The organism is Echinicola arenosa, assembly GCF_014841125.1.
GTDB classification, from domain to species: Bacteria; Bacteroidota; Bacteroidia; order Cytophagales; family Cyclobacteriaceae; genus Echinicola; species Echinicola arenosa.
Map to the genome: position 1 here is coordinate 362,737 of NZ_JACYTQ010000002.1, position 23,495 is coordinate 386,231.

General features: G+C 39.3%; 19 protein-coding genes. 9 read left to right on the top strand and 10 right to left on the bottom strand.

Features of this window, described 5'->3' with window-relative positions:
* Window positions 1–2 precede the first annotated feature (2 nt).
* The 3 genes from IFO69_RS06365 (at window position 3) to metK (ending at window position 2,911) form a co-directional block, all read left to right on the top strand.
* Window positions 3–764, top strand: coding sequence for an alpha/beta fold hydrolase (locus IFO69_RS06365; protein WP_192009240.1), 762 nt, complete (start codon window positions 3–5; stop codon window positions 762–764).
* Between the two features lie 28 nt (window positions 765–792).
* On the top strand, window positions 793–1,506 hold the full coding sequence (locus IFO69_RS06370; protein WP_192009241.1) for an SAM-dependent methyltransferase: 714 nt from the start codon (window positions 793–795) through the stop codon (window positions 1,504–1,506).
* A gap of 151 nt (window positions 1,507–1,657) precedes the next feature.
* A complete protein-coding gene (metK, locus tag IFO69_RS06375) occupies window positions 1,658–2,911 on the top strand; it encodes a methionine adenosyltransferase (RefSeq protein ID WP_192009242.1) in 1,254 nt (417 codons plus the stop codon).
* Window positions 2,912–2,940: 29 nt separating this feature from the next.
* On the opposite strand, the gene IFO69_RS06380 is transcribed toward metK, so the two are convergent.
* A complete protein-coding gene (locus IFO69_RS06380) occupies window positions 2,941–3,927 on the bottom strand; it encodes a D-alanine--D-alanine ligase (protein WP_192009829.1) in 987 nt (328 codons plus the stop codon).
* Window positions 3,928–4,110: 183 nt separating this feature from the next.
* Here IFO69_RS06380 and IFO69_RS06385 point away from each other — a divergent pair, with 183 nt between their 5' ends.
* The 4 genes from IFO69_RS06385 (at window position 4,111) to IFO69_RS06400 (ending at window position 8,917) form a co-directional block, all read left to right on the top strand.
* Window positions 4,111–6,288 (top strand): S9 family peptidase, encoded by a 2,178-nt coding sequence (locus tag IFO69_RS06385; protein WP_192009243.1) that lies wholly within the window; start codon window positions 4,111–4,113, stop codon window positions 6,286–6,288.
* Window positions 6,289–6,422: 134 nt separating this feature from the next.
* Window positions 6,423–6,797 carry a hypothetical protein gene (locus tag IFO69_RS06390; protein WP_192009244.1) on the top strand — a complete coding sequence of 125 codons (375 nt, stop codon included), beginning with the start codon at window positions 6,423–6,425 and terminating at the stop codon, window positions 6,795–6,797.
* A gap of 56 nt (window positions 6,798–6,853) precedes the next feature.
* Window positions 6,854–7,318, top strand: a complete 465-nt coding sequence (locus IFO69_RS06395) for a Clp protease ClpB (protein WP_192009245.1) — start codon at window positions 6,854–6,856, stop codon at window positions 7,316–7,318.
* A 132-nt stretch (window positions 7,319–7,450) separates the two neighbouring features.
* Entirely contained in the window at window positions 7,451–8,917 is a 1,467-nt protein-coding gene (locus IFO69_RS06400) for a glycine--tRNA ligase (protein ID WP_192009246.1), read from the top strand.
* Window positions 8,918–8,970: 53 nt separating this feature from the next.
* Here the strand turns inward: IFO69_RS06400 and IFO69_RS06405 are convergent, their stop codons facing one another.
* Together IFO69_RS06405 and IFO69_RS06410 are read right to left on the bottom strand one after the other, a co-directional pair.
* Window positions 8,971–10,371 (bottom strand): MltF family protein, encoded by a 1,401-nt coding sequence (locus tag IFO69_RS06405; RefSeq protein WP_192009830.1) that lies wholly within the window; start codon window positions 10,369–10,371, stop codon window positions 8,971–8,973.
* 146 nt (window positions 10,372–10,517) lie between these two features.
* Complete coding sequence (locus IFO69_RS06410; protein WP_192009247.1) at window positions 10,518–11,288, bottom strand: LytR/AlgR family response regulator transcription factor; 771 nt, start codon at window positions 11,286–11,288, stop codon at window positions 10,518–10,520.
* Between the two features lie 339 nt (window positions 11,289–11,627).
* Between IFO69_RS06410 and IFO69_RS06415 the strand changes: the two genes are divergently transcribed.
* Complete coding sequence (locus tag IFO69_RS06415; protein ID WP_192009248.1) at window positions 11,628–12,125, top strand: hypothetical protein; 498 nt, start codon at window positions 11,628–11,630, stop codon at window positions 12,123–12,125.
* Here the strand turns inward: IFO69_RS06415 and IFO69_RS06420 are convergent, their stop codons facing one another.
* From IFO69_RS06420 to IFO69_RS06445, 6 genes are all read right to left on the bottom strand, one after another.
* Complete coding sequence (locus IFO69_RS06420) at window positions 12,126–14,282, bottom strand: tetratricopeptide repeat-containing sensor histidine kinase (RefSeq protein ID WP_192009249.1); 2,157 nt, start codon at window positions 14,280–14,282, stop codon at window positions 12,126–12,128.
* Window positions 14,283–14,385: 103 nt separating this feature from the next.
* Complete coding sequence (locus IFO69_RS06425) at window positions 14,386–15,714, bottom strand: TolC family protein (protein WP_192009250.1); 1,329 nt, start codon at window positions 15,712–15,714, stop codon at window positions 14,386–14,388.
* Window positions 15,711–18,773, bottom strand: coding sequence for an efflux RND transporter permease subunit (locus tag IFO69_RS06430; protein WP_192009251.1), 3,063 nt, complete (start codon window positions 18,771–18,773; stop codon window positions 15,711–15,713). Before IFO69_RS06430 ends, IFO69_RS06425 begins: the two co-directional genes overlap by 4 nt.
* A 1-nt stretch (window position 18,774) precedes the next feature.
* On the bottom strand, window positions 18,775–19,863 hold the full coding sequence (locus IFO69_RS06435; protein WP_192009252.1) for an efflux RND transporter periplasmic adaptor subunit: 1,089 nt from the start codon (window positions 19,861–19,863) through the stop codon (window positions 18,775–18,777).
* 230 nt (window positions 19,864–20,093) lie between these two features.
* Window positions 20,094–21,131 carry a DUF4421 domain-containing protein gene (locus tag IFO69_RS06440; RefSeq protein ID WP_225444030.1) on the bottom strand — a complete coding sequence of 346 codons (1,038 nt, stop codon included), beginning with the start codon at window positions 21,129–21,131 and terminating at the stop codon, window positions 20,094–20,096.
* Between the two features lie 64 nt (window positions 21,132–21,195).
* On the bottom strand, window positions 21,196–21,459 hold the full coding sequence (locus IFO69_RS06445; RefSeq protein ID WP_192009859.1) for a hypothetical protein: 264 nt from the start codon (window positions 21,457–21,459) through the stop codon (window positions 21,196–21,198).
* 527 nt (window positions 21,460–21,986) lie between these two features.
* Between IFO69_RS06445 and IFO69_RS06450 the strand changes: the two genes are divergently transcribed.
* Window positions 21,987–22,781, top strand: coding sequence for a glycosyltransferase family 2 protein (locus tag IFO69_RS06450; protein ID WP_192009253.1), 795 nt, complete (start codon window positions 21,987–21,989; stop codon window positions 22,779–22,781).
* A gap of 1 nt (window position 22,782) precedes the next feature.
* Here IFO69_RS06450 and IFO69_RS06455 read toward each other — a convergent pair whose 3' ends face one another.
* Window positions 22,783–23,493 (bottom strand): glycosyltransferase, encoded by a 711-nt coding sequence (locus IFO69_RS06455; protein WP_192009254.1) that lies wholly within the window; start codon window positions 23,491–23,493, stop codon window positions 22,783–22,785.
* Between the last annotated feature and the right edge of the window lie 2 nt (window positions 23,494–23,495).

Below are 23,495 nucleotides of genomic sequence, written 5' to 3' on the forward strand. Positions count from 1 at the left end.
TTATGAAATTGAATTTTAAAAAAGTAGGACAAGGCCAGCCCCTGATCATTCTTCATGGCCTTTTTGGTTCTGCTGATAACTGGCTAAGTATTGCCAAAGAACTGGAAAACGATTACACCATGTATTTGGTGGATCAAAGAAATCATGGTGACTCCCCTAAGAGTGATGACTGGGACTATAAGGCTATGGTGGACGATCTGGCAACTTTTATGAGCTCACAAGGGCTAGAAGCAGCACATATCATGGGACACAGCATGGGAGGGAAAACAGCCATGAACTTTGCGCTTAAATACCCGAATAAAGTCAAAAAACTGATCATTGCTGATATTGCGCCAAGGTACTATCCTCCCCATCATCAAAGCATATTAGCAGGGCTCAATGCTATTGATATGGATACATTAAAGTCTAGAAAAGAGGCCGATGACATCCTTGCTGAACATATTGATGAGATAGGTGTGAGACAATTTTTGATGAAAAGCTTGGGTAGGGATGAAAACAGAAAATTCGTTTGGAAAGTAAACCTTCCTGTCATCACCGAAAAAATCGACAATGTAGGCGAAGCCCTGCATGGGGCAAATTCTTTCAATGGGCCTACCTTATTTATGCGTGGAGCTAACTCTGACTATATCCAAGAAAATGACAAAGAAGACCTCGAAAAGTACTTTCCTGAATACAAGTTGGTCACTATCAAAAATGCTGGTCATTGGCTGCATGCTGAGCAACCTTCAGCAGTTGTAGGCACCATCAAGGCTTTTTTAGGCTAAATGACTTCGTCAATATCATTTATAAATCATGTCCAAAGGAAAACTTTATCTTATCCCCAATATCCTGGCAGAAGGAACTGCCCAAGAGATCATCAGTCCCCAGGTAAAGGAGGTCATTAAAAACACCCAATTTTATCTGGCAGAGGACCTTCGTACAGCAAGAAGATATATTTCAAGCCTCAGGCTGGGTCTGACCATCGAGGAATTACAATTTGAAATATTGGACAAAAAAACCAAACCAGCCCAAATGCCTCAACTGATGAAGCCTCTTTTTGAGGGAAAAGACATGGGCGTAATTTCTGAAGCAGGTTGCCCTGGAATCGCAGACCCAGGAGCCGTAGCTGTTGCCTTTGCCCATTCCAAGGGCATTCAGGTCGTCCCCCTTGCTGGCCCCTCTTCGATGTTTATGGCATTGATGGCTTCCGGTTTTAATGGCCAATCCTTTGCTTTCCACGGCTACCTTCCCATCAATAAAAAGGAAAGAATAGATGCGATAAAAAGCTTGGAAAGTGAATCGGGAAGGTTTCGAAGAACACAAATCTTTATGGAAACGCCTTTTAGGAACAATCACCTATTTGACGACCTTAAGCAGCATCTCCACCCAAACACCAAACTGTGCATCGCCAAAAACATCAGTGGAGAAGATGAGCTGATAGTCACCAAAACCATAGCTGATTGGAAAAAAACCAAAATTGACCTTCACAAAGTCCCTACTGTCTTTGTCTTGGATACCAATTTCTAATCGCAAAAAATCAAATAGACAGGTTTAAAATGCTTCTGGCGTCAGATCGCTTATACTCTGTATTTTATCGATGAGCAAAGTTTTTTATTTCCTGCATATACTGTAATTTTACACGCTATTTGAACAAGTACAATATTTAAATTCAGCATATATGCCATATTTATTCACTTCTGAGTCTGTTTCAGAAGGACATCCTGATAAAATATCTGATCAGATTTCTGATGCGCTTATCGATAACTTTTTAGCTTTTGACCCTAAATCCAAGGTAGCATGTGAAACATTGGTCACTACTGGTCAAGTCGTTCTTGCTGGTGAAGTCAATTCTGAAACCTATCTTGATGTACAGAAAATTGCCAGGGATGTTATCAATAGAATCGGCTATACCAAAGGGGAGTACATGTTTGACGGCAACTCATGTGGTGTACTTTCTGCGATCCATGAGCAGTCTCCTGACATCAACCAAGGGGTGGACAGAACCAGTCCAGAAGAGCAAGGTGCTGGCGATCAAGGAATGATGTTTGGTTATGCTACCAATGAAACCCAGAATTATATGCCTTTAGCATTGGATCTTTCCCATCGCTTGCTGAAGGAACTTTCTAACCTAAGAAGGGAAAACAAAGAAATCACCTACCTAAGACCTGATGCCAAGGCACAGGTGACCATCGAATACAGTGATGATAATGTTCCTCAAAAAATCAAGACCATCGTTATTTCCACCCAACATGATGATTTTGCTGAAGAACCTGTGATGCTGGCCAAAATCAAAGAGGACTTGGTGAAGATCCTTATTCCAAGAGTTAAATCTCAATTGATTCCAGAAATTCAAGCATTGTTTAACGATGATATCACCTACCACATCAATCCTACCGGAAAGTTTGTGATCGGTGGTCCTCACGGAGATGCGGGACTTACTGGAAGAAAAATTATTGTGGATACCTACGGTGGAAAAGGTGCTCACGGAGGAGGAGCTTTCTCTGGAAAAGACCCTTCTAAAGTAGACCGTTCTGCAGCTTATGCTACGCGTCACATTGCTAAAAACATGGTGGCTGCTGGTATTGCGGATGAAGTCTTGGTGCAAGTATCTTACGCGATTGGTGTGGCAGAGCCTATGGGCATTTATATCAATACCTATGGCACTTCTAAAGTGGATTTAAAGGATGGAGAAATTGCAGAAAAAATATATCAGATCTTTGACATGAGACCTTATGCCATCGAGCAGCGTCTAAAACTCAGAAATCCAATCTATGAAGAAACTGCTGCCTATGGTCACATGGGACGTAAAAACGAAGTCGTAACCAAAACATTCGTTTCTCCTGATGGCACGTCGATCACTTTGGATGTGGAGCTCTTCACCTGGGAAAAGCTGGATTATGTAGATACGATCAAAAAAGAATTCAAACTATAAAATAAAAAAAGCGGTCTAAGCCGCTTTTTTTATTTCCACATTTCTTCGATAATCTCCGTATAAAACTCCTGAACGGATTTTCCGATTGCCCTAACCTGCTGAGAGATCAAGCTGGTTTCCGTTTGGCCTGGAACTGTGTTGATTTCTATAAAAAAGATTTTACTCGTTTCATGCTCTAAGAAGTAATCCATCCTCACTGCTCCTTTGCAGTTCAATTTTAAATAAACTTTTTCAGCCACCTTCTTTACCCGCGCCACTTCTTCTTCAGTCATTCTTCCAGGTGTGATTTCCTCTGTCACTCCAGCTGTATACTTTGCCTCAAAATCAAAAAACTCCTTAGAGCTTACAATTTCAGTGGCAGGCAAGACGGTCACCTCACCATCTACCATATACATGCCTATAGAAAACTCCCTACCAGAAACAAATTCCTCCACCAACACCTGAGTATCCTCAGCAAAAGCCTTATCCAAAGCCTCCTGAACCTCTTCTTTGGTTTTCACCTTACTCATCCCAATGCTACTTCCACCACTATTGGGTTTCACAAAATAAGGCAATTGCAGCTCATCAATTACCCTTTGTGTATTGCTAGAGGTATTTTTAAAAAGCTGAAGGGACTTGGCCACATTCAAATCATCGATATCATGAATGATGGCTTTGGTGTATCCTTTGTTCATGGTAATGGAAGAGGTGATCGCATCACAGGTAGTGTAGGGCAAACCTATCATATCAAAATACCCGGCCAATTTGCCATCTTCACCCGGAGAACCGTGAAGGATATTGAAGATCCCATCAAAAGTAATTTTCTCACCGTTTGGAGAAATTGAAAAATCATTCAAATCAACAGGATAATGATTTGCTTCACCATCAAGATAATACCAATTACCTTTTTCTATGATGATTTTGTAAATATCATAGCGCCCCAAATCAATGTTTTTCTCCACCACGGCGGCACTCTTGAGGGAAACTACCGCTTCACCCGTAAAACCTCCAGTAACTAATGCAATTTTCTTCTTGATCATATCTATAAAGGTAAAAGTTAGCTATGAAAAAAAGTACAGATACAGCCTACTGCCCAAATATTTTTTTTATGTACTATGCCCAAAACTCACTGTTATTCACCATTTATCTTTACTTGACTATCTCTTCCTCTCAATTTTTTTATATTTGGCGTTCAGAATTAAATCCACAATATAATTTATATGAACCAAATACGAATCCTGGCCTTACTGGCAATTGTGATCTGCGTATGCTTTCAGGCTATCGCGCAGCAAAAAAAAGTCTCCCTTGAAGCCATCTTTAAAGAAGGAGTCTTCTCCCAAAAATCCGTTAGAGGAATTAACTGGATGAAAGATGGACAATATTACAGTTCCTTTAAAAGAGAAAATGGTGCCTCACAGGTGGTAAAAATGAATGTATCCACTGGAGAAGAAGAAGCTATTCTAATAGACGGCAATAAACTTGGCATTAACTTTTCCAGCTATTCTTTCAATAATGATGAGACCAAAGCATTGGTGGCTACTGAAGTGGAAAGCATATACAGAAGGTCATCCAAAGGAATCTTCTATGTAGTTGACTTGGCCACTGGCGTGTCTCAAAAACTGATGGATGGAGAAAAAATCTCCTATGCTACCCTTTCTCCAGACAACACCAAAGTCGCTTTTGTGAAGGACAATAACCTTTACTATATCACTTTGGAAAACAATGAAGTTCACCAAATCACAACCGATGGCAAGTGGAACCACATCATCAACGGTGCAGCTGATTGGGTATATGAAGAAGAATTCTCCATGGCCCAAGCTTTCAAATGGTCTCCTGATGGACAAAAAATAGCATTTATCAGATTCGATGAAACCGATGTTCCTGAGTACAACATGCAAGTATGGGGGCCACTTTACCCTCAAGATTACAAATTCAAATACCCAAAAGCAGGAGAGAAAAATGCGGAAGTGAGTATCCATGTATTTGACCTGGGCAGCGAGGAGACTACTTTGGTAGATGCTGGAAAAGAAAAAGACATCTATCTTCCCCGTATCTACTGGACGGGTGACAGCGAGACCTTGGCCTTCATCAGGCTCAATAGGCTCCAAAACCAGCTGGATCTCTTCCATGCCAACACCAGCACAGGGGAAAGCAAAACGGTACTGACAGAATCTTCGGAAACCTATGTGGACCTCAACTATAACGACAACCTACTCTATTTGGCAGACAACAAGGGTTTTATCAGAACCTCTGAGCAGGATGGTTTCAAGCACATCTACCATCATGATATGAATGGTAAATTGATTGCTCAAATAACCAAGGGTGATTGGGAAGTCACAGAAGTAGTAGGAGTAGATGAAAAGGGTAAAAAGATCTATTACATTTCTACTGAAAAATCTCCATTGGAAAGAAATCTTTATACAGTGAAGCTTAATGGAAAGAGCAAGACTGAATTGACACCTGCATTGGGAACTCACAGCATTAACATGAGCCCAGATTTCAAATATTATATTGATTACTACTCAACTGCCAACAACCCCTTGACAGTTACTTTGAATACGTCTAAAGGTGAAACTATCAAAGTACTGGAAGACAACCATGACCTAACGGAGAGATTGGAAACATACGCTTTAAGTGACAAAGAATTCTTTGATTTCGAAACTGTAGATGGTACCACCCTCAATGGCTACATGATCAAACCTGCTGATTTTACCGAAAGCAAACAATATCCAGTATTGATGTATGTTTATGGTGGACCTGGCTCAGAAAACGTAAAAAACTCATGGGGAGGAACCAGGGATTTTTGGCACCATCACTTGGCCTCTGAAGGCTATATCGTTGTTTGTGTTGACAATAGAGGAACAGGAGGAAGAGGTCGGGACTTCAAACATTCGACCTACGCCAACTTAGGTGATTTAGAAACACAAGACCAAATCGCTGGTGCCAAATATTTGGGATCACTTCCTTATGTAGATGCCACAAGAATCGGTATATGGGGCTGGTCTTATGGTGGTTATATGTCATCCCTTTCTTTGATGTTAGGAAATGATGTTTTCAAGACCGCCATTGCCGTAGCACCAGTAACTACTTGGAGGTACTATGATACCATTTATACAGAAAGGTATTTGCAGACTCCGCAGTTAAATGCGGCCGGTTATGACGATTTCAGCCCAATTACTCATGTGGACAAATTAAAAGGTAACTTCCTGTTGATCCATGGCACAGGCGATGACAATGTCCACTTCCAAAACTCTGTGGATTTGGTCAATGCCTTGGTTGCTGCGGACAAACAGTTTGAGACCTTCTACTATCCAAACAGAAACCACGGTATATACGGTGGCAATACCACATGGCACCTCTACAATATGATGACTGATTTCATCAAGAGGAAATTATAGGATTTCTTCAAACTAATAAATCAAAGGCATTGGAAGGCACGCTCTCCCAATGCCTTTTCTTTTTGCCTTGGTGAGGAAATTGATTATTAAGCCAAAAGAAATTATATTGTTCAGTACTCAACCCAAAATAATCGATGAAAGAAAAACTGAACACTTCTCTGCATTCACTTAGTCTAGTTGCTGTAATCGGGCTTACAGCTTGGCATGTTTTTACCGGTGAGTTATCCACCAACTCTTTAATGACCTACCTGATCATTATTCTGATCATCATTGAAGTGGCCAGCTTGTTCTTGATCGGTAAGACCTATCCAGAAAGCCACACTTCCTTTAAAATTGGAATGATCGCTACACTTATGATCCTTCTTGGAATCAAGAGGATGATGCCCGGGTTCTTTGTTCCACTGACTGTGGCTACCTTTGCCATTAACTTCCTATATAATTTTTACACCAACAACAAACGAAGAAAAGGACAGTTTAAAAGGAGGAAACAAAAAAAGGTGAAATTCTAGGGCAGTTAGAACCAGTCGGCACGTTATTTGAACTTGAGTTGGCCAAAATTACTCCTATGAAAAAACTATTGTTTATCGCTCTTTTAATGTTTCCATTGATTTCTTTTGCCCAGGAAAAGTTGGAAAAATTGGTCAAGGAACGTCAAAGCCTCCATCAAAGATGGAAAGCTGCCGAGTCTCAAAAATCTGGAATATTTGGTAATCGCACCAAAAAAGACATGATCGAAACCAATGACTGGATGGAACGCATTATCCTCAAAGACAATCAGATCATGGATGAGTTGGAAATGCTGAAAAACATTGAAACTACTGAAATCAAATACGAAAAGGACGATTATAAATTCATTGCCCAAAAGCAAGAACAGGATATTGGCAAACTTAAGCGGGCTTTACTCGAAAAAGATGAGGAGATCAAGGCCATAAAAAATAGCAAAAGGACTTACGAATGGACCACATTGATTTTCTTTATCTGCACTGGGGTATTGGGCTATTTGTTCTATAAACTAAAATCCAAAAGTTGAATAACCTCCCATAATTACTTCAAATCCAATGCTGCAGAGCTCCATTAATCTTTTTGGTACTGTATTTTGCATCATGAAACTAAACCATTTTTTCCTTCCAGATTTTAAATAGATTTCCCTATTTTTGCGGCTATGGCAAAGACAGAACAAGCAACTGAAAACGCACAACTGAAAGATATCATTTCCCATGCGAAAGAATATGGTTTTGTATATCCTTCTTCAGAAATATATGACGGACTCCAAGCGGTATATGATTACGGCGCCTATGGAGTGGAGTTAAAAAATAATCTCAAAAGACTTTGGTGGGAGTCCATGACCAGGCTGAACGATAACATTGTTGGAATCGATGCAGCTATTTTCATGCACCCAACCACTTGGAAGGCTTCTGGTCACGTGGACAGCTTTAATGATCCAATGATTGACAACAAGGACAGCAAGAAGCGCTATCGTGCAGATGTTCTGATTGAGGAAAAGGCTGCTGGATTAGAAAAAGAAGGCAAAGAAGAAGAGGCCAAATCCCTCCTTGCTGCCATGGGTAAATTGTTGGAAGCAGAAGACTTGGCAGGTGTAAAAGACCTTATCGTCAACGAAAACATTACTTGTCCAATCAGCGGCACTGCCAACTGGACAGATGTTAGACAATTCAACCTGATGTTTTCTACTCAAGTAGGTTCAGTAGCAGAAGATGCTTCTACCATTTACCTGAGACCAGAAACGGCACAAGGAATCTTTGTGAATTTCCTTAACGTGCAAAAAACTGCCCGTATGAAGGTACCTTTTGGAATTGCCCAAATCGGTAAAGCATTCAGAAATGAAATCGTAGCCCGTCAGTTCATTTTCCGTATGCGGGAATTTGAGCAGATGGAGATGCAATATTTTGTAAGACCTGGTTCTGAATTGGATTGGTACAAAAGCTGGGCTGAAACCCGCGTGAAATGGCACAAAGCTTTGGGCATTCCTGAGGATAAGTTAAGAACCCATGACCATGATAAATTGGCTCACTATGCCAATGCTGCCATGGATATTGAATATGATTTCCCATTTGGCTTCAAAGAAGTGGAAGGAATTCACTCGAGAACTGATTTTGACCTGAAGAGCCATCAGGAATTTTCTAAAAAGAAGCAACAATACTTCGATCCGGAAATCAACCAAAATTACATTCCTTACGTGATCGAAACATCCATTGGAGCCGACAGGTTATTCTTGATGACCCTTTGCAATGCCTATACTGAAGAAGAGGTAGAAGGCAAATCAAGAACATATTTGAAGTTTCATCCAGCGATTGCCCCAGTTAAGGCTGCTATCCTTCCTCTGACCAAAAAGGATGGGCTTCCTGAAAAAGGAAAAGAGATCTTCAACAAGTTGAAGTTTGATTTCAATATCATCTATGAAGAAGCAGCTTCTATTGGTAAGCGGTATACCCGGCAGGATTTGATCGGAACGCCTTACTGTATCGCAGTGGATCACCAAACCATAGAAGATAATACGGTAACCATCCGTCATAGGGATACTACTGAACAAGAGAGGGTGCACATCGACGAACTTTATGGCAAACTTGCCGAAGCAACAAGCTTTAAAAATATTTTCGAACAGATCTAAATTGATTTGATCTGAAATCAAAAAGTCTCTGAAAATAAATCTCAGAGACTTTTTTATGGTTCTACCAGAACCCTATATGACTCATAAATACTCAATACATCCTGGACATATGCAACCGCCAAATAGCCCTTGGCATAACCACTTCTAACTACTGGGTCTCTATAGTATTTAGGCTGTGATTTCCTCTCCAGGTAATAGGCCACATTTTTCCATCTTTGTGTGTCTTTCCCAAATTTCAAGGCGAGCCTCCAAGCATCATTCACATGACCATGTCCTACATTATAAGATGCCAAGATAAACTTGATACGTTCATTGGTTTCAGGCACACGTTCCAACCAGAATTTATCCAAGTATTTCAAATAGCGAACCCCTCCCATTAAACTTTCCAGCGGGTCATTCGGATTACTTACCCCAAAGCGCTCCAAGGTTACTGGCATCAACTGTAAAAGTCCTTTGGCCCCGGCATAACTGGTAGCCACTGTATCAAATCTAGATTCTTTATAAACCAAAGAGGCCAAAAGACGCCAGTCCCAACCTAGCACTTCAGCGCCTTGTTTGATGAGGTCATCATATACTGAAATCCGGTCTCCAGAGATGGAAGAAAAGGGACTTTTATTTCTGTAATAGTTATTTTTCTTGTTCAAAAAATATTTCCCATAGAGGATGGCAAAGTAGGTAGAGCTTTTGCCTTTTTCCATCCAGTCGTTTACTGCTGCCAACAGGTTTGGGGCATTGGTTCTTACTGCCCAAGCTACCGGGCGAGGTTCATTGACCTTAAGCCCCACATCAATTCCTCGATAATAAGTTGAGTTCACCAAGGCCACTCCTTCGTCCACCAAGGTGTATTCAATTTCTTCCCGGACTACTTCCTCCACTAATTCATCAGAATTTTTGTCTTCTTCGATGATATCAATATTAATTTGCAAGCTATCCTCCAAATATTCCAGTTGACTCCTGTATATGGTTGATTGCCTGACGTGGATTGTTTTGCCATCCAACCCTTCAACTTTTTTTATGGTGGGCTTTTCTCGATTTTGGACCAATACAGATGAAAGAGAAGTAAGTGGATCAGTAAAAGCTCCGTACTTCTTTCTTTCATCATTAATAACCAAATTAATGGCTATAATATCGGCTCCACCGGTATTGAGCAAGTAATAGGCTCTTTGAACATCTTGATTGACAATCAATCTTAACTGAACATCCAGTCTTTTCGCCAGATTTCTCAACAACTCATATTCATAGCCCATCCTGCGACCCCTGTAGATATAATAACTAGTTGATGAATTGTCCACCACCGCTCGAATAAAGCCTCTCTTTTTTATTCCCTCCAAATCTAATTGGACAGGATTTTCCCAATAGGGAACTTCTCTCTTTTTCTTTTTTTGGGCTTCACCACATGAAACTGCAAAAACACTAACACATAAGATGGTAAAAATTAACAGGTTATGCTTCATGGGCAAGATATAACGCATTTTTTGCGCAATGGTCCTGACCAATAATAGCATAATTATACCAATTCTACAAAATAACGAAAGTAAGCAGCAGGGGTCTAACGAAAATCTTAAACCAATTAATTTAATCCGTAAGCCAACAACAAAGCTTACATTGATTTGTTTTTTACAATCGCTTCAAAAAGACTAAGAATTTCCTCTTTCTTTCGCTGGCTAATCGGTAAAATTTTACCATTTTCCATTAAAACACTACCTCCATCATTTCGATAATACTTTCTCATATAATTGGGGTTAATGAGATAGGATTGGTGGATTCTTATAAAAAAATATTTACTCAATGTTTTCTCCACTTCCTTTAGCGTTTTGCTAAACAGTAGGTTACTTCCATCATCCAGGTAAAGTAATGAATAGTTGTTTTGACTTTGGGCATAAATAATTTCATCTACTTTAATAAACTCCAAACCTTCGCTAACTGGCACCGCAATCTTGGACTTGATGATGTTATTCTTTTTAAGCTGACCGATAAACTCAGTCATTTTATGATCCAATTGGTCTTTTTCATGCTGCTTTACATCTTCAAACTTATCCAGAACTCCTTGAAGTTCTGCTTTGTTAATAGGCTTAAGCAAATAATGAAAGGCCTTATATTGAAACGCTTTGACAGCATATTGACTGTAAGCCGTTGTAAATACCACCTCAAAATTAATATTCCCCATTACATCCAACAGCTCAAAGCCATTCAACCTTGGCATTTCCACATCTAGAAATAAAAGGTCTATCTCCATTTTCTTAAGCCAATCCATCGCCTCTTCCACATTGGTCGACGAAAAAGCGACTACTATTTCAGGGGCTAAATCAGCCAGTTCATGTTCCAAACTCTCTATACAATGTAACTCGTCATCGATGATCCCAACCTTCATTTATTTGTTCTTTTATAACAGCTTTTAATCCTAATGCAATTCCTAATATAGAAAAGTTACATCAGCAAAATCAACCGTAACTAAAGTTTTCAGCAAAAATTAAACCCTGCCACTTCAAAAAAAAGATTATAATTCACATTCGTCCTATACTCGACAGCGCCTTGTGATCACTATTTAAATATTGATGTTGGTGATAAAAAACAATAGATTCATCTTATCATTTTCAACTGACTTTTCACATTTAACTTTTCTGACATTATTATAGCATAGGTAGGTATAAACTTGCTAAGGACGGCAATTTTATGCTTACCTATCACTTTCTAATGTCGAATGAAAATCATGGTTAGTTTAAATAGAATTATATGCTACAACCTTATGTTTCTTTTCTTTTGCTTTAGTTGTAACCTGAAGCAAGGGGGTAATTCTCATTCCTATCGTCAGCAATACCTATTGATTTCAACCCCAAATAACAGTGACCATAGCAACATCAAGCCTGGTATTAGAATCGGAGAAATACTTATCGAACCTATCTCCGGTGAAAAACTTTTTAAAGCAACAGTTTACTTGGAACGTGAAATTCCTTCTTCGGGATATCAGCTGTTCATTAATGGGGAGTCCAATTACAAAATGCTGGAATATGGAAAGCCATACTATTTTGTTGGAGAGTTTGATGGAGAAAAATCCCTTACCCTCCGGATGAGATTAGATGATCAAAAACACATCATTACCTCCCTCAAGAAAATCGCTAATTATAGTCATGAACCCAGCATGAACTTCAAAACTGAATCAAATTTATCTGGTATAGTGAGCAAACTGGCCTTTAACAGAATTTATTGATCAAACGGGGTCTGCTTCCATCAAGATATGTATTTCCGCTCTAGTACCTGACACTCCTCCTTCATCATTCTTTTTAGTTGCAATCACAAACTTCACTTCTCCTTCATTTTGCTGATTATATATCGCCAACCTTTCCTCTATTAACCTCAAGCCTAAATGAGTACCATCAGGCTTTGGCTCACTATTATCCCCTTTTTTATATTTAATTCCGGTTCCGTTGTCCACCACCTCTACTGATATACCTCCTTGGCTTTCATTCACCTTAATTTCCAGCACTTTATGCTTTTTCCGGCTTGGGAGCAAGCCATGTTTAATCGCATTTTCTACTAATGGCTGTAAAATCTTAGGCGGCACCTTAATATGTTCTGGGTTAACTTCTGGAGCAACTTGTATGGTATAAGAGAACTCACTCCCGAATCTTAGATTTTCTATTTTCAGATAAAGCCCAGTTGATTTTAGTTCTTCCTGCAGGCTTATGGATGACTTTCTGTTATTGGTCAAACTCATCCTTAAGAGCTGTGCAAATGTATCTATGTATTCCTTGGCTTCATCATTTTTGTTTTTCATCACCAACCACCTCACAGCATTCATTCCATTAAACAAAAAATGAGGGTTCATTTGAGACTCCAAAGATTGTAAAGCAAGGGACTGTATCCTGTTTTCAAATTTACTTTCCAATAACTTGACCCTTTTCTCTTCTGCATTTTTCTGCTCTTCAATCAATTCTTCAAAGGTGGCTTCTAATTGTTTATTGACTTTTTCTATTTCATCCTTCTGTTCACTGATCTGTCTATTCTGCTTTCTCAACAAAACGTTGGCCCGCTTCTTTTCCTTTATATTTCTGTATTGCATCAGTGCAATGGCCACAATGGCTATCAATACCAGTACCATCAGTAGCAAAATGATTTGATGGCTTTTTAAAGCTGCCTGTTGACTATCTAACTGAGACTGCTGAAGTGCCTTATCTTTCTCTAATAGCTCAATTTGTGACTCTTTCTTCTCTATTGCATACCTTTTTTCAATCGCTGCAATCTGTGTTTCCTGATCGATCAACGCAACGCTATCTTTATATTGCTGTGAAATTTTCAGGTACTCCAATGCCAATCGATCATTTGACTGTAATTCATAGATTTCCGATAGTCTAAGGGCACAATCCATGATCAAGCCTTTATTCTTGAGTTTTTCTGCCATTTCCCAAGATTTTTTATAAAAGTCGATCGCCTGAATAAATTTTCCTTGAGCCTTGAATACATCTCCTTGCCTTTTTGCCAAATCCGCTAGTTTATGTTCATCTCCCAGCTGCTCAAACAATGATTTAGACTGTTGAAAATAAATGGCTGCCTGTTGCAAATCTTTTCTTTCTTGAAAATAATTCTGTCCAAAATATTCATAAGTAATTCCTAAGCCAAAAGTATCTTTTCGGGTTTTATTGATCTCCAATAATTTGTCCAAATAGTTTCTGGCCTTTCCATAATCTCCCTTTTCCGTAAAATAATCCCCAATCGATAGGTAGTTCATGGCTATACCTAGAGTATTTCCCCTTTCCCTTTCTGCTTCTAACGACCTTTCAAAATAAGCCAAGGCATCTTCTTCCCTCCCTGAAAGATGCAACAAAGTATTTCCCAGACCATTACATGAAATGGCAATATTTCTTAGATCACCTTGCTTCTCCGCAATTTTCAATGCTTCCAAATAATACAATACCGCTTTATCATAATCCTCTGCATAGCGACTGGCCACCCCGGCATTATTGGCATATATCATTTTGGCCAAAAAAGAAGAGTCTTCCTTGGCTATCAGATCAAAGGCTTTGATATGAAGTGGGATGGCTTCTTCATAGCGCTGATGGTATCGATAAAGCAAACCCAGATTGTCCAGTGATTTGGCATAAAGCAGGGTATCTCCCAAATCCAATGAGAGACTTACTGCTTGCTCAGCTTTTTCATATTCCTCCTCCTCATTATGCCTATTCCTATGAATTTCCTTCGAACGCTGAATTGCTTTATCTACGGCACTTGCATCCTTTTGTATAAACTCGCTTCCTTGCGCATGGAGATCAGCTATGTTGCAAAAAATAAATACCAGCAAGCATATGCTTCTATATATTAACGGCTGACTAACCGTAAAACCAAAAGCTAGAGATTTAGTAATACACATAAGGGCACAATTTTTTATACCCTTTAATATCCATAATTAATTCGTAAAAAGCACGCTGAGAAAAAACCTGTCCTTATAGAGCGGTATAGATAGCCTCGCAGAATTAATTGATCATTTCGTCGTCATTACTGTTATAATATATCCCTCCTGCCAAGCGCAATAGCTCCACTTCGGCTACTTTGATCGAGAAAATGGCATTGATCAACCGGCTTTCTGCTTCCAGTCGGTTCACTTGTGCATCCCTAAATTCCAAGTAGCTGGTCAAACCAGATTTAAACCGATCAAAAGCTATGTCTGTATTTTCTTCTACCACCTTATAATTTTCCCGCTCTATCTCAAGTCTCCTCTTACTGTTATCATAAACATTGTAGGCACGGTGAAGGTCAGACCTCAATTGAACCTCATATTGGTCCATCACATAAGCTTGTGCTTCCTGCTCCACTTTTGCTCTTTGAATTCTTCGGTTCAAAGTAAAACCACTAAAAATGTTAATACCTAAAGTAGCTCCGAAGTTGTAGCCCTTTCTTTTATTTTGAATTAAAAAGCCCGCATCTGAGTTGGATACGGTCTGTCTGTAGCTACCATCCAAAGTTAAAACCGGTAAGCGCTGGGCTTGAATTTCCTTTAGTTGAAGGTAGGCTACATTCTCCTGCCTCTGGTTGATCAACAACATTTTGTTTTGGTCAAAAGCTTGGGACATCAAATCATCCAATTGCAGCCCATCATTCACAATAATGGTATCGTTGATCAGAAACTCAGTATTTGACTCCATGGCCATCAATTCATTCAAATTGATGCGGGCATTTTGAATCACTTGCTCTTGAGATACCACTTGGGACAAATCCGCATTATAATCTACCTGTGCCGCTAAAAACTCCGTCTTGGAAGCTCCCCCCAATTCATATTGTGCTTGGGCAATATCCAAACGATCCTGAGACAGTTCCAGCGTTTCATTCAACACTTCATACCTTTCTAACTCCAATACCAACCTATAGTAAGCATCAGAAATGGCAGCTACTGTGTTTTCAATAACCACTTTAGCTTGCAACTCCCCGATCTCACTCAGCTTCCCTAACCTTTTCATGGCCACCACAGCATCATACCTGAACCCATAAATGGCATTGAGATTGAAATTCTCTCCCGTGGACTTTGCGTTATCAATATTTCTTGGCTGGTTTTCATTAACAAACTGTTGCTCCACATCTTCCGTACTGGAAGTCCTGCCATAGGTTGCATCTAAGCTTGGAAGTAAAGCTCCCAAGCCAATTTTCTTATCGATCTCAGTAAGCTCTTTGTCTTGTAGGGCTATTTTAATGTCATAATTATTTTCCAGCCCCAACATGATAGCTTGCTCAAATGTCAATTCTTCTTGAGCATAAAGCTTCCCTGAGACCATAAGGGCGACTAAAATCAAAAAACAATACTTTATCATACTCTCGCTAATCTTCCTGATTTGGATGTCAAATATGTGTAAACGGCAGGGATGACGAAAAGTGTCAATATGGTAGAAATCACTAAACCACCAATGACAGCTACCCCCATAGGCATTCTACTTTCAGCTCCCGCCCCCAAAGCCAAGGCTATCGGCAAAATACCTAATATGGTAGACAAACTAGTCATAAGAATTGGTCTGAAACGAGCAGCAGCGGCTCCTACAATCGCTTCCTCTATATCCAGTCCATGCGCCTTTCGTTGGTTGGCAAACTCCACAATCAATATCCCATTTTTCGTGACCAAACCAATCAACATAATTATACCTATCTGACTGAAAATATTCAGTGTAAAATCAAATAGCCATAATGACAACAATGCACCACAAAGTGCCAGTGGCACGGTAAACATAATAGTCAGTGGATCCATAAAGCTTTCAAACTGAGCAGACAACACCAAATAAATAAGAATCAGAGCGAACAAAAAGGCAAAAATCAAACTATTGGAGCTCTCACGAAATTCCTTGGAAACACCTGCTACATCAGTGGTAAAAGTATCATCCAAAACTTCTGCCGCGATCAAATCCATTTCCTCCAATCCGTTCCCAATGGTTTGTTTTGGTGCCAAACCTGCCGAAATGGTGGCACTTACAAACCGATTGAATCGATACAGCTGTGGTGGAGTACTTTTTTCTTTGATTGTCACTAAATTATCCAATTGTACCAATTGGCCATTTTCGGCCCTCACATATAGCATCCTCAGATTAATCGGTTCATTTCTATCTTCCAACTGCATTTCACCAACCACCTGATACTGCTTGCCGTTCATGATAAAATAATCAAACCGCTGCCCTGAATAGGATAATTGTAAAGTCCTTGCTATTTCCTGGACAGAAACACCAATATTCCTTGCTTTGTCCCTGTCTATTTCTACTTCAATTTCTGGCTTGGTGAATTTTAAATTAATATCTGAAAATTCAAAAACACTACTTTGGTTCACCCTGTCCATAAACGGTGGAATGACCTCCTTCAGCTTCTCCAGTGATGGCGCCTGAATCACATATTGCACAGGAAGCCCTCCCCTTCTATCACCAATAGACTGAGGCTGAGAGGCAAAAGCCCGAACATCCGTTTTATTCTTTAAAATCCCCGAAATTTCTTCAAAAACTTGTTGCTGGCTGACTTCTCGCTCATGGGCATCCACCAAACGAACCCTGATAAATCCAGAGTTAGTACTCGCCGTACCAAAACCGGGAGAGGTAACAGAAATAAAGCTATGCCAAATATCAGGAGAAATGGAAGTCATCATTTCATGCAATAATTCATCAATCACCCGATCCATGTAATCAAAAGTAGCTCCCTCTGGGCCACTCATATTGATCCTCATTTCTCCTCTGTCCTCCACTGGAGCTAATTCAGAAGGAATAGAAATGAACAAGGCATAGATACCTACTCCCATCATTATAATGACAATAAATGAAATCCACCTAACTTTCATGAACATCACCAATGCGCGCTCATATTTTTCATTCAGCCATAAGAAGAACGGCTCTGAGAAATTATAAAACCAATTATGCTTCTCTCGCTTCTTCAGTAATTTAGAGCTGAGCATGGGAGTCATGGTCAAGGCTACGAAAGAGGAAATGATCACTGCACCTGCTACTACAATCCCAAATTCACGGAACAAACGTCCTGTGGTTCCGGAAAGAAAGATCACTGGCAAGAATACCGCTGCCAAAGCAATGGTGGTGGCGATTACAGCAAAGAAAATCTCTTCAGCACCTTTTTCAGCCGCTGTATCTGGATCCTCTCCTTTTTCTATTTTTGAATAGATATTTTCCAATACCACGATGGCATCATCTACCACCAGACCAATTGATAGCACAATACCAAGTAAGGTCAGTACATTGATAGAAAAATCCATCAAATACATCACGAAGAAGACCCCAACCAAGGAAATGGGAATGGTCAAAACCGGGATGAAGGTTGTCCTCCAATCCCTCAGAAAAATAAAAATAATGGCCACCACGAGCAAGAATGCCAATAAGATGGTTTCCTGCACCTCGCTAATGGAGCTTCTGATATATTGGGTAGTATCAAAGCCAATTCCCAGCTCTATATCGCTTGGTAAATCTTTCTTGATAAACTCCAGCCTTCTGTAAAACTCATCAACAATCTCAATGCTGTTTGATCCCGGAAGTGGTACCAATACTACCCCAACCATGGGTACGCCGTCTCTTTTTAAGACTGTCCGTTCATTCAACGGTGCGAGTTCCGCTTTCCCTACATCCTGAAATCGAACAATATTATTATTGTCCTCTTTGATAATCAACTGGTTGAATTCATCAGGTGTGGAAAGCCTACTCTTCGTCCTTACTGACAGTTCAATCGTAGAACCTTCTATTCTTCCTGAAGGTAATTCTACATTTTCACTTTGAACTTTATTCAGTACATCCAAAGGGGTAACCCCATAAGAAGCCATTCGAATGGGATCCATCCTCAAACGCATGGCATATTCTTTCTCTCCCCAAATCCTAACTTCACTCACACCAGGGATGGTTTGCAGCCTTTCCTTAAATATATTATCCGCAATATCCGATATCTCTAGAAGACTCTTTTTCTTACTTTGGACATTCAAAAAAACAATGGGCTGAGAATCAGCATCCGCTTTGGATACAACTGGTGGCTCAGCATCGGGAGGTAAGTTTCTTTGTGCTCGGGCCACTTTATCACGAACGTCGTTGGCAGCCGCTTCCATATCAGCCCCCACGTCAAATTCCACGGTGATATTACTGGTTCCATCATTACTTGTGGAAGTCAAGGTCTTGATTCCAGAAATACCATTAATGGATTCCTCCAAAGGTTCGGTAATCTGCGCCTCAATTACATCTGCATTGGCTCCCACATAGGTCGTCCTGACATTGATTATTGGTGGATCCACACTAGGGTATTCCCTTACCCCCAAAAAGCTCATTCCAATAATTCCAAAGAGCAAAATGGTCAGGGAAAATACAATGGCCAAAACTGGCCTTCTGATACTTATGGTTGATAAACTGGCCATATCAGTTGATTTTATTGAGCTGGACCTTCATGCCTTCTTTTACCTGAAGCACCCCCGTTGTCAATACCAACTCACCTGGCTTCAGTCCATCTGTAATCTGAACTTTTCGTTCAGTCCGCATACCAATAGCAACTTTTCTTTCTTCTACATTGCCTTCCTTATCTACAAGGAAAAGTTTGTAGCCCTCCAACTCAGGAATCAATGCCTCAGAAGGAACCATCAACGCATTTTCCTCCACATCAAGGTTGAACCTGATATTGACAAACATTCCTGGAAGGAACTTTCTATCTTTGTTGGGACTAATTGCCCTTAACTTCAAAGTCCTAGTATTCGCATCCACCACAGGCTCATAAGCATACACTTCTCCTATTTCATTTCCATCAGAAGCATTATTGGAAAAGTTAATCTTTGAACCCACAGTAACCCTTCCCGCATAACGTTCCGGGATAGAAAACTCAATTTTTATAGGGTCAATATTCACAATATTTGCAATGACATCAGCTGTACCAATGACCGATCCCACTGAAATTTGCCTAAGCCCAAGCACTCCGTCAAAAGGAGCTCTGATCACCATTTTATCCAACTGGGCCTTGACAAGCTTGATGTCAGCCAAGGTTGTATTGTACTGATTGAGAATAACATCATACTCTTCCTGGCTAATGGCCTCCCGTTGCAAAAGCTGCTTTTGGCGGTTTTCTTGCCCCTCATAGAGCTTTTTGGTGTATTCTAACCGATCATACTGTGCCGAAAGTTCATCATCATTGAGATAGACTAAGGGAGTACCTTTTTTAACAAATTGCCCCTCTCTAAAGTTAATTTGCTCAACCAAACCCGTAATCTCAGGTCTCAAAGCCACCGACTCATTGGGTATGACATTTCCTGTTACGTTCAGATTATTCTCCAATCGCTCAGACTTCATTTCAATAACATCAACAGGTAATAGGCCAGAGCTAGCTTCAGCTCCTTCTTGATTATCAAGAGAAGCAGGAGTCTTACCATTACTCAATAGGTTAAGCTGTGGGAATAAAAAAATGATGGCTATCACCCCAACTATAGCCACAATAAGAATTATTTTAGTCTGTTTTTTCATTTCGTTGAAAAGGATATCTTCAATACGTTCGCTTCTTTAATTAAAACTAATCAATCTTTAAGCAAATTAAATCTTTTGGGATTGATCTCTACCCGAATAAAATATAGATGGCAAATCAGGGATATCAATGGTAAATGAAAAGATCGCCTTTTCCATCTAATGAATGAAACTTTGCACAATTATACTGTTTAAAAAACTACTCAAATCCTGATCACAAACCTAAAAACCAGTTATAGGTACAAGTAAGGATTAACCGTATCCAAAGCCTTTTTAACCTTTGGTCCAGGCAAAAATCTATAAATAAAATTGAGTCTGTAATTGCCTGTAACAATTTGGTTGTTAAAACCATCCACCTTTGCCAACCTCAAATTACTAAACACATAATTGGCATTTATTGCCCACCTTCTGGAATTATACCCCACGCTTCCTTTCAAAAAGTAGTTTGAATTCACATTCCAATTGGTTCTTTTGCTATCTCCTTGGAGGTTATTAAATCCCAAGCCAATATTCCCATTTGCAGAGCCCATGATAAAGTAATGTTGGTCTATCACCAGTGTATAGGCATAGCCTACATTCGGTCCAAATTCAAAAAAGCCCATTTTATCAAAATCCCTCTCAGGATTGATCATTAGTGATGAAGGTATCAAAGTACTGTCACCTTTGGCCACTCCTCCATATAATTCAAATCCTACCAATAAAGAGCCCGCCGACTTTTTCTGCCATTCAGTTTGTAAAAAAGCGGCTCGATAAGAGAACTTCTTGCCATTGAAGACATATTTCACAGAGGCTCCTACTTCCCTTACTTTCATATCAGGCCTATAGTAATAGTTTTCTCCTTCCTGCGTCAAGTAACCTTCTTGCTTCAGGTGAAATCCTTTATAAAATTGACCAAACAGGTCAATAGCAAAATTATTTGGATAAGCATGAACTTGCAGATCAAGGTACTTGGTATCTCCCTTTCCTACATCAGGGTTTAAAAAACCGAACCCCAAAGCCAGGTTGAGATTAAATGCATGATAAGAAGTACCTATCCCCATATTCAAAGTGGAATTAGGCCGATAATTGAGTTCTCCTATTTCACCAAGTCGATCCTTGATGTCCACACCAGTATATTTTCTCGAAAAATAAAATCGACTAGTAACCTCACCAGGAAAACGTTGATAATAGCTTGAGTCACTTGAAAAAGATTGGGCTAAAACTGTTAAATGAACTAAAAAAAAGCCCGAAGTCAGTAATAATTTCAAGAACAAATCTTTGACAGACATCATATCAAGCTATTAGAAATTTTAGTGCAACAGCGCAATCAATACTTAAGCCTGAAGAAACTAAATATTAGCCAATAAAAAAATACATAAAACAAAAAGTCAAAGCACCTGCTACGGTACCAGAAACTAAATATGCTCTCACAAAGAAAGTTTTCATCTTTCTTTGGTAAGGAAAAACAGATAAAGTACCTAAAGTATATGCCGAAAAAAGCAATAAAGCTGTAGCAATTGTTTGTATCATCATTCCCCTTGCATTTTTGTAGCTACAAGGACGAAATAATATTATAAAAAACACTTCTTCACATTTTAACTTTTTGTTAAATCTATCCAAACAAGAAATTGATGATCAAACTATTTCATGAACAACTGAGGATAAGTCGTCAATCTTTATAAATGAAATACCATCTTGAAATATCAAGATGGTATTTGTTTTTAAACCAAATAAGTTAAATAAATGGAGGTTTAAAAAAAATCATCTTTAAAATAACCTCCAACTCAATTACACACACTAAAAGTCGGTAGTAGAAAAAGTTGCTTAATCACCCAAGACAAATGTACACATTTTTTTACAGATAATGCAATACCATGATCACGGTATTATTTGATAAATTACTGGAATAGTAATAAGTAAGAATGTATTGAAGTAATTTTTTTTCAATAAAAAGTCATTTCGACCAATAATAAGATCAAGACAAGCAAGAAATTTAAAATTTTAAGCAAAGATTACTTACAAACTGTCTGAATATATCAAGCAGTGTGATGAACCGATATTAATTTTAACTAATATTTGGACAATGCCTTATAGAAATAAAATACCCTTTTATCTTTGGGAGTTAATAAAATCAATTTAGTCTCTCAATGCAGCCATTGGAAAACAAAAACCTGGTAAGCGTTATCATCCCTTGCTACAATCAGGGAAAATACCTTAGGGAAACTGTCATTTCTGTACTCAATTCCAGTCACAAACCGTTGGAGATTATTATCGTTAATGACGGTTCCACCGATGACTCGCTCATGATTGCCCAAGAGATCCAACAAGAATTCCCCCAAATAGAAATCATCGACCAAGAAAATGGAGGTGTGTCGAGTGCTAGGAACACAGGCATAGAAGCAGCAAAGGGGGAAATCATTCTTCCACTAGATGGAGATGACCTAATCTCAGACAATTATATTGAGGAAGCTGTAAAAGCACTAAACACAAAACCAGAAGTAAAGGTTGTTTATTGCCAAGGAATTAAATTTGATGAGTCCGGACAAAAAAGTTGGAACCTTAAGCCTTTTAGCAGACATGAACTGGCTTTGGACAACATGATATTCCATGCAGCACTTTACAGAAAAGCTGACTGGAAAAGAGCTGGTAAATACTCAGTGGAAATGCGCTACATGGGGCGTGAGGATTGGGAATTTTGGATCAAAATGCTAAAGGATGAGGGAGAAGTAGAGCAACTTCCCTTTATTGGCTATTATTATAGGCTTACCCCTACCAGCAAACGAAAAAAAACAGCGACTACTGAAAAAAAACGTGAAAGGATTGCCTTTTTGAACCAACAACATCAAGATTTTTTTAATAGGGAACTTAATGGTCCACTAAGGATGCAACGGTCTTGGTCTAAACCTTACAATACTTTGCTTAAGATTTTTAATCTGATTTGAATTATATCTTGTCCAACCCCTTCCAAAATTTCAGGAAATAGTATTTAAGCGGATTTTTATATTTGAGCTGCTTCCATGGACGACTTCCATGTGGCTTGTGTAGTACCGGAACATTCATCAAAACATAATTTTTATATTCCAGCTCCAATGCCTTTTTGGAAATAAAAGTATCATACCAGTCTTTCGCATCATCCAAGGCCATAAAGTCATATTCCTCTAAAAATTCCTTACTGAACAAAGTACAGCAAAAACTCAAACTTCTTTTGGTATCAATGATATTGTCCTTGATGTCTTTGAATTTGAGATAGGGGAAATTGACTTTCTTGTCATAGTCTACTGTGATCGCTCCAATCAACCCCACCTTTTCGTTCTTTTGATAGAAGTCAAGCATTTTCTCGATCGTATCTTTCTCCACTGTCACATCCGACTCAACTACCAACAAGGGCAATCCCTTTTTCAATGCTTCCTTCTGGGCCATCTGAAGTACCAATTTGTAATTGGGAGAAGGAGTATCCGTAACCTCTTCGAGATGAATTAGCTCATAACCTATTTCAGGAGCATACTTATCGAGGGCAGCCTTGGTCTCAGGAGTACTGAAGTCGTTAAAAATCTTATGGACCACAGGTACAGAAGAGGCCTTTATTGCCTTCGCCGTTTCTAATGTAGTTTCAATGGAATTTTTAACCGGAGTAATTACAAGTACTTGAGCCATAT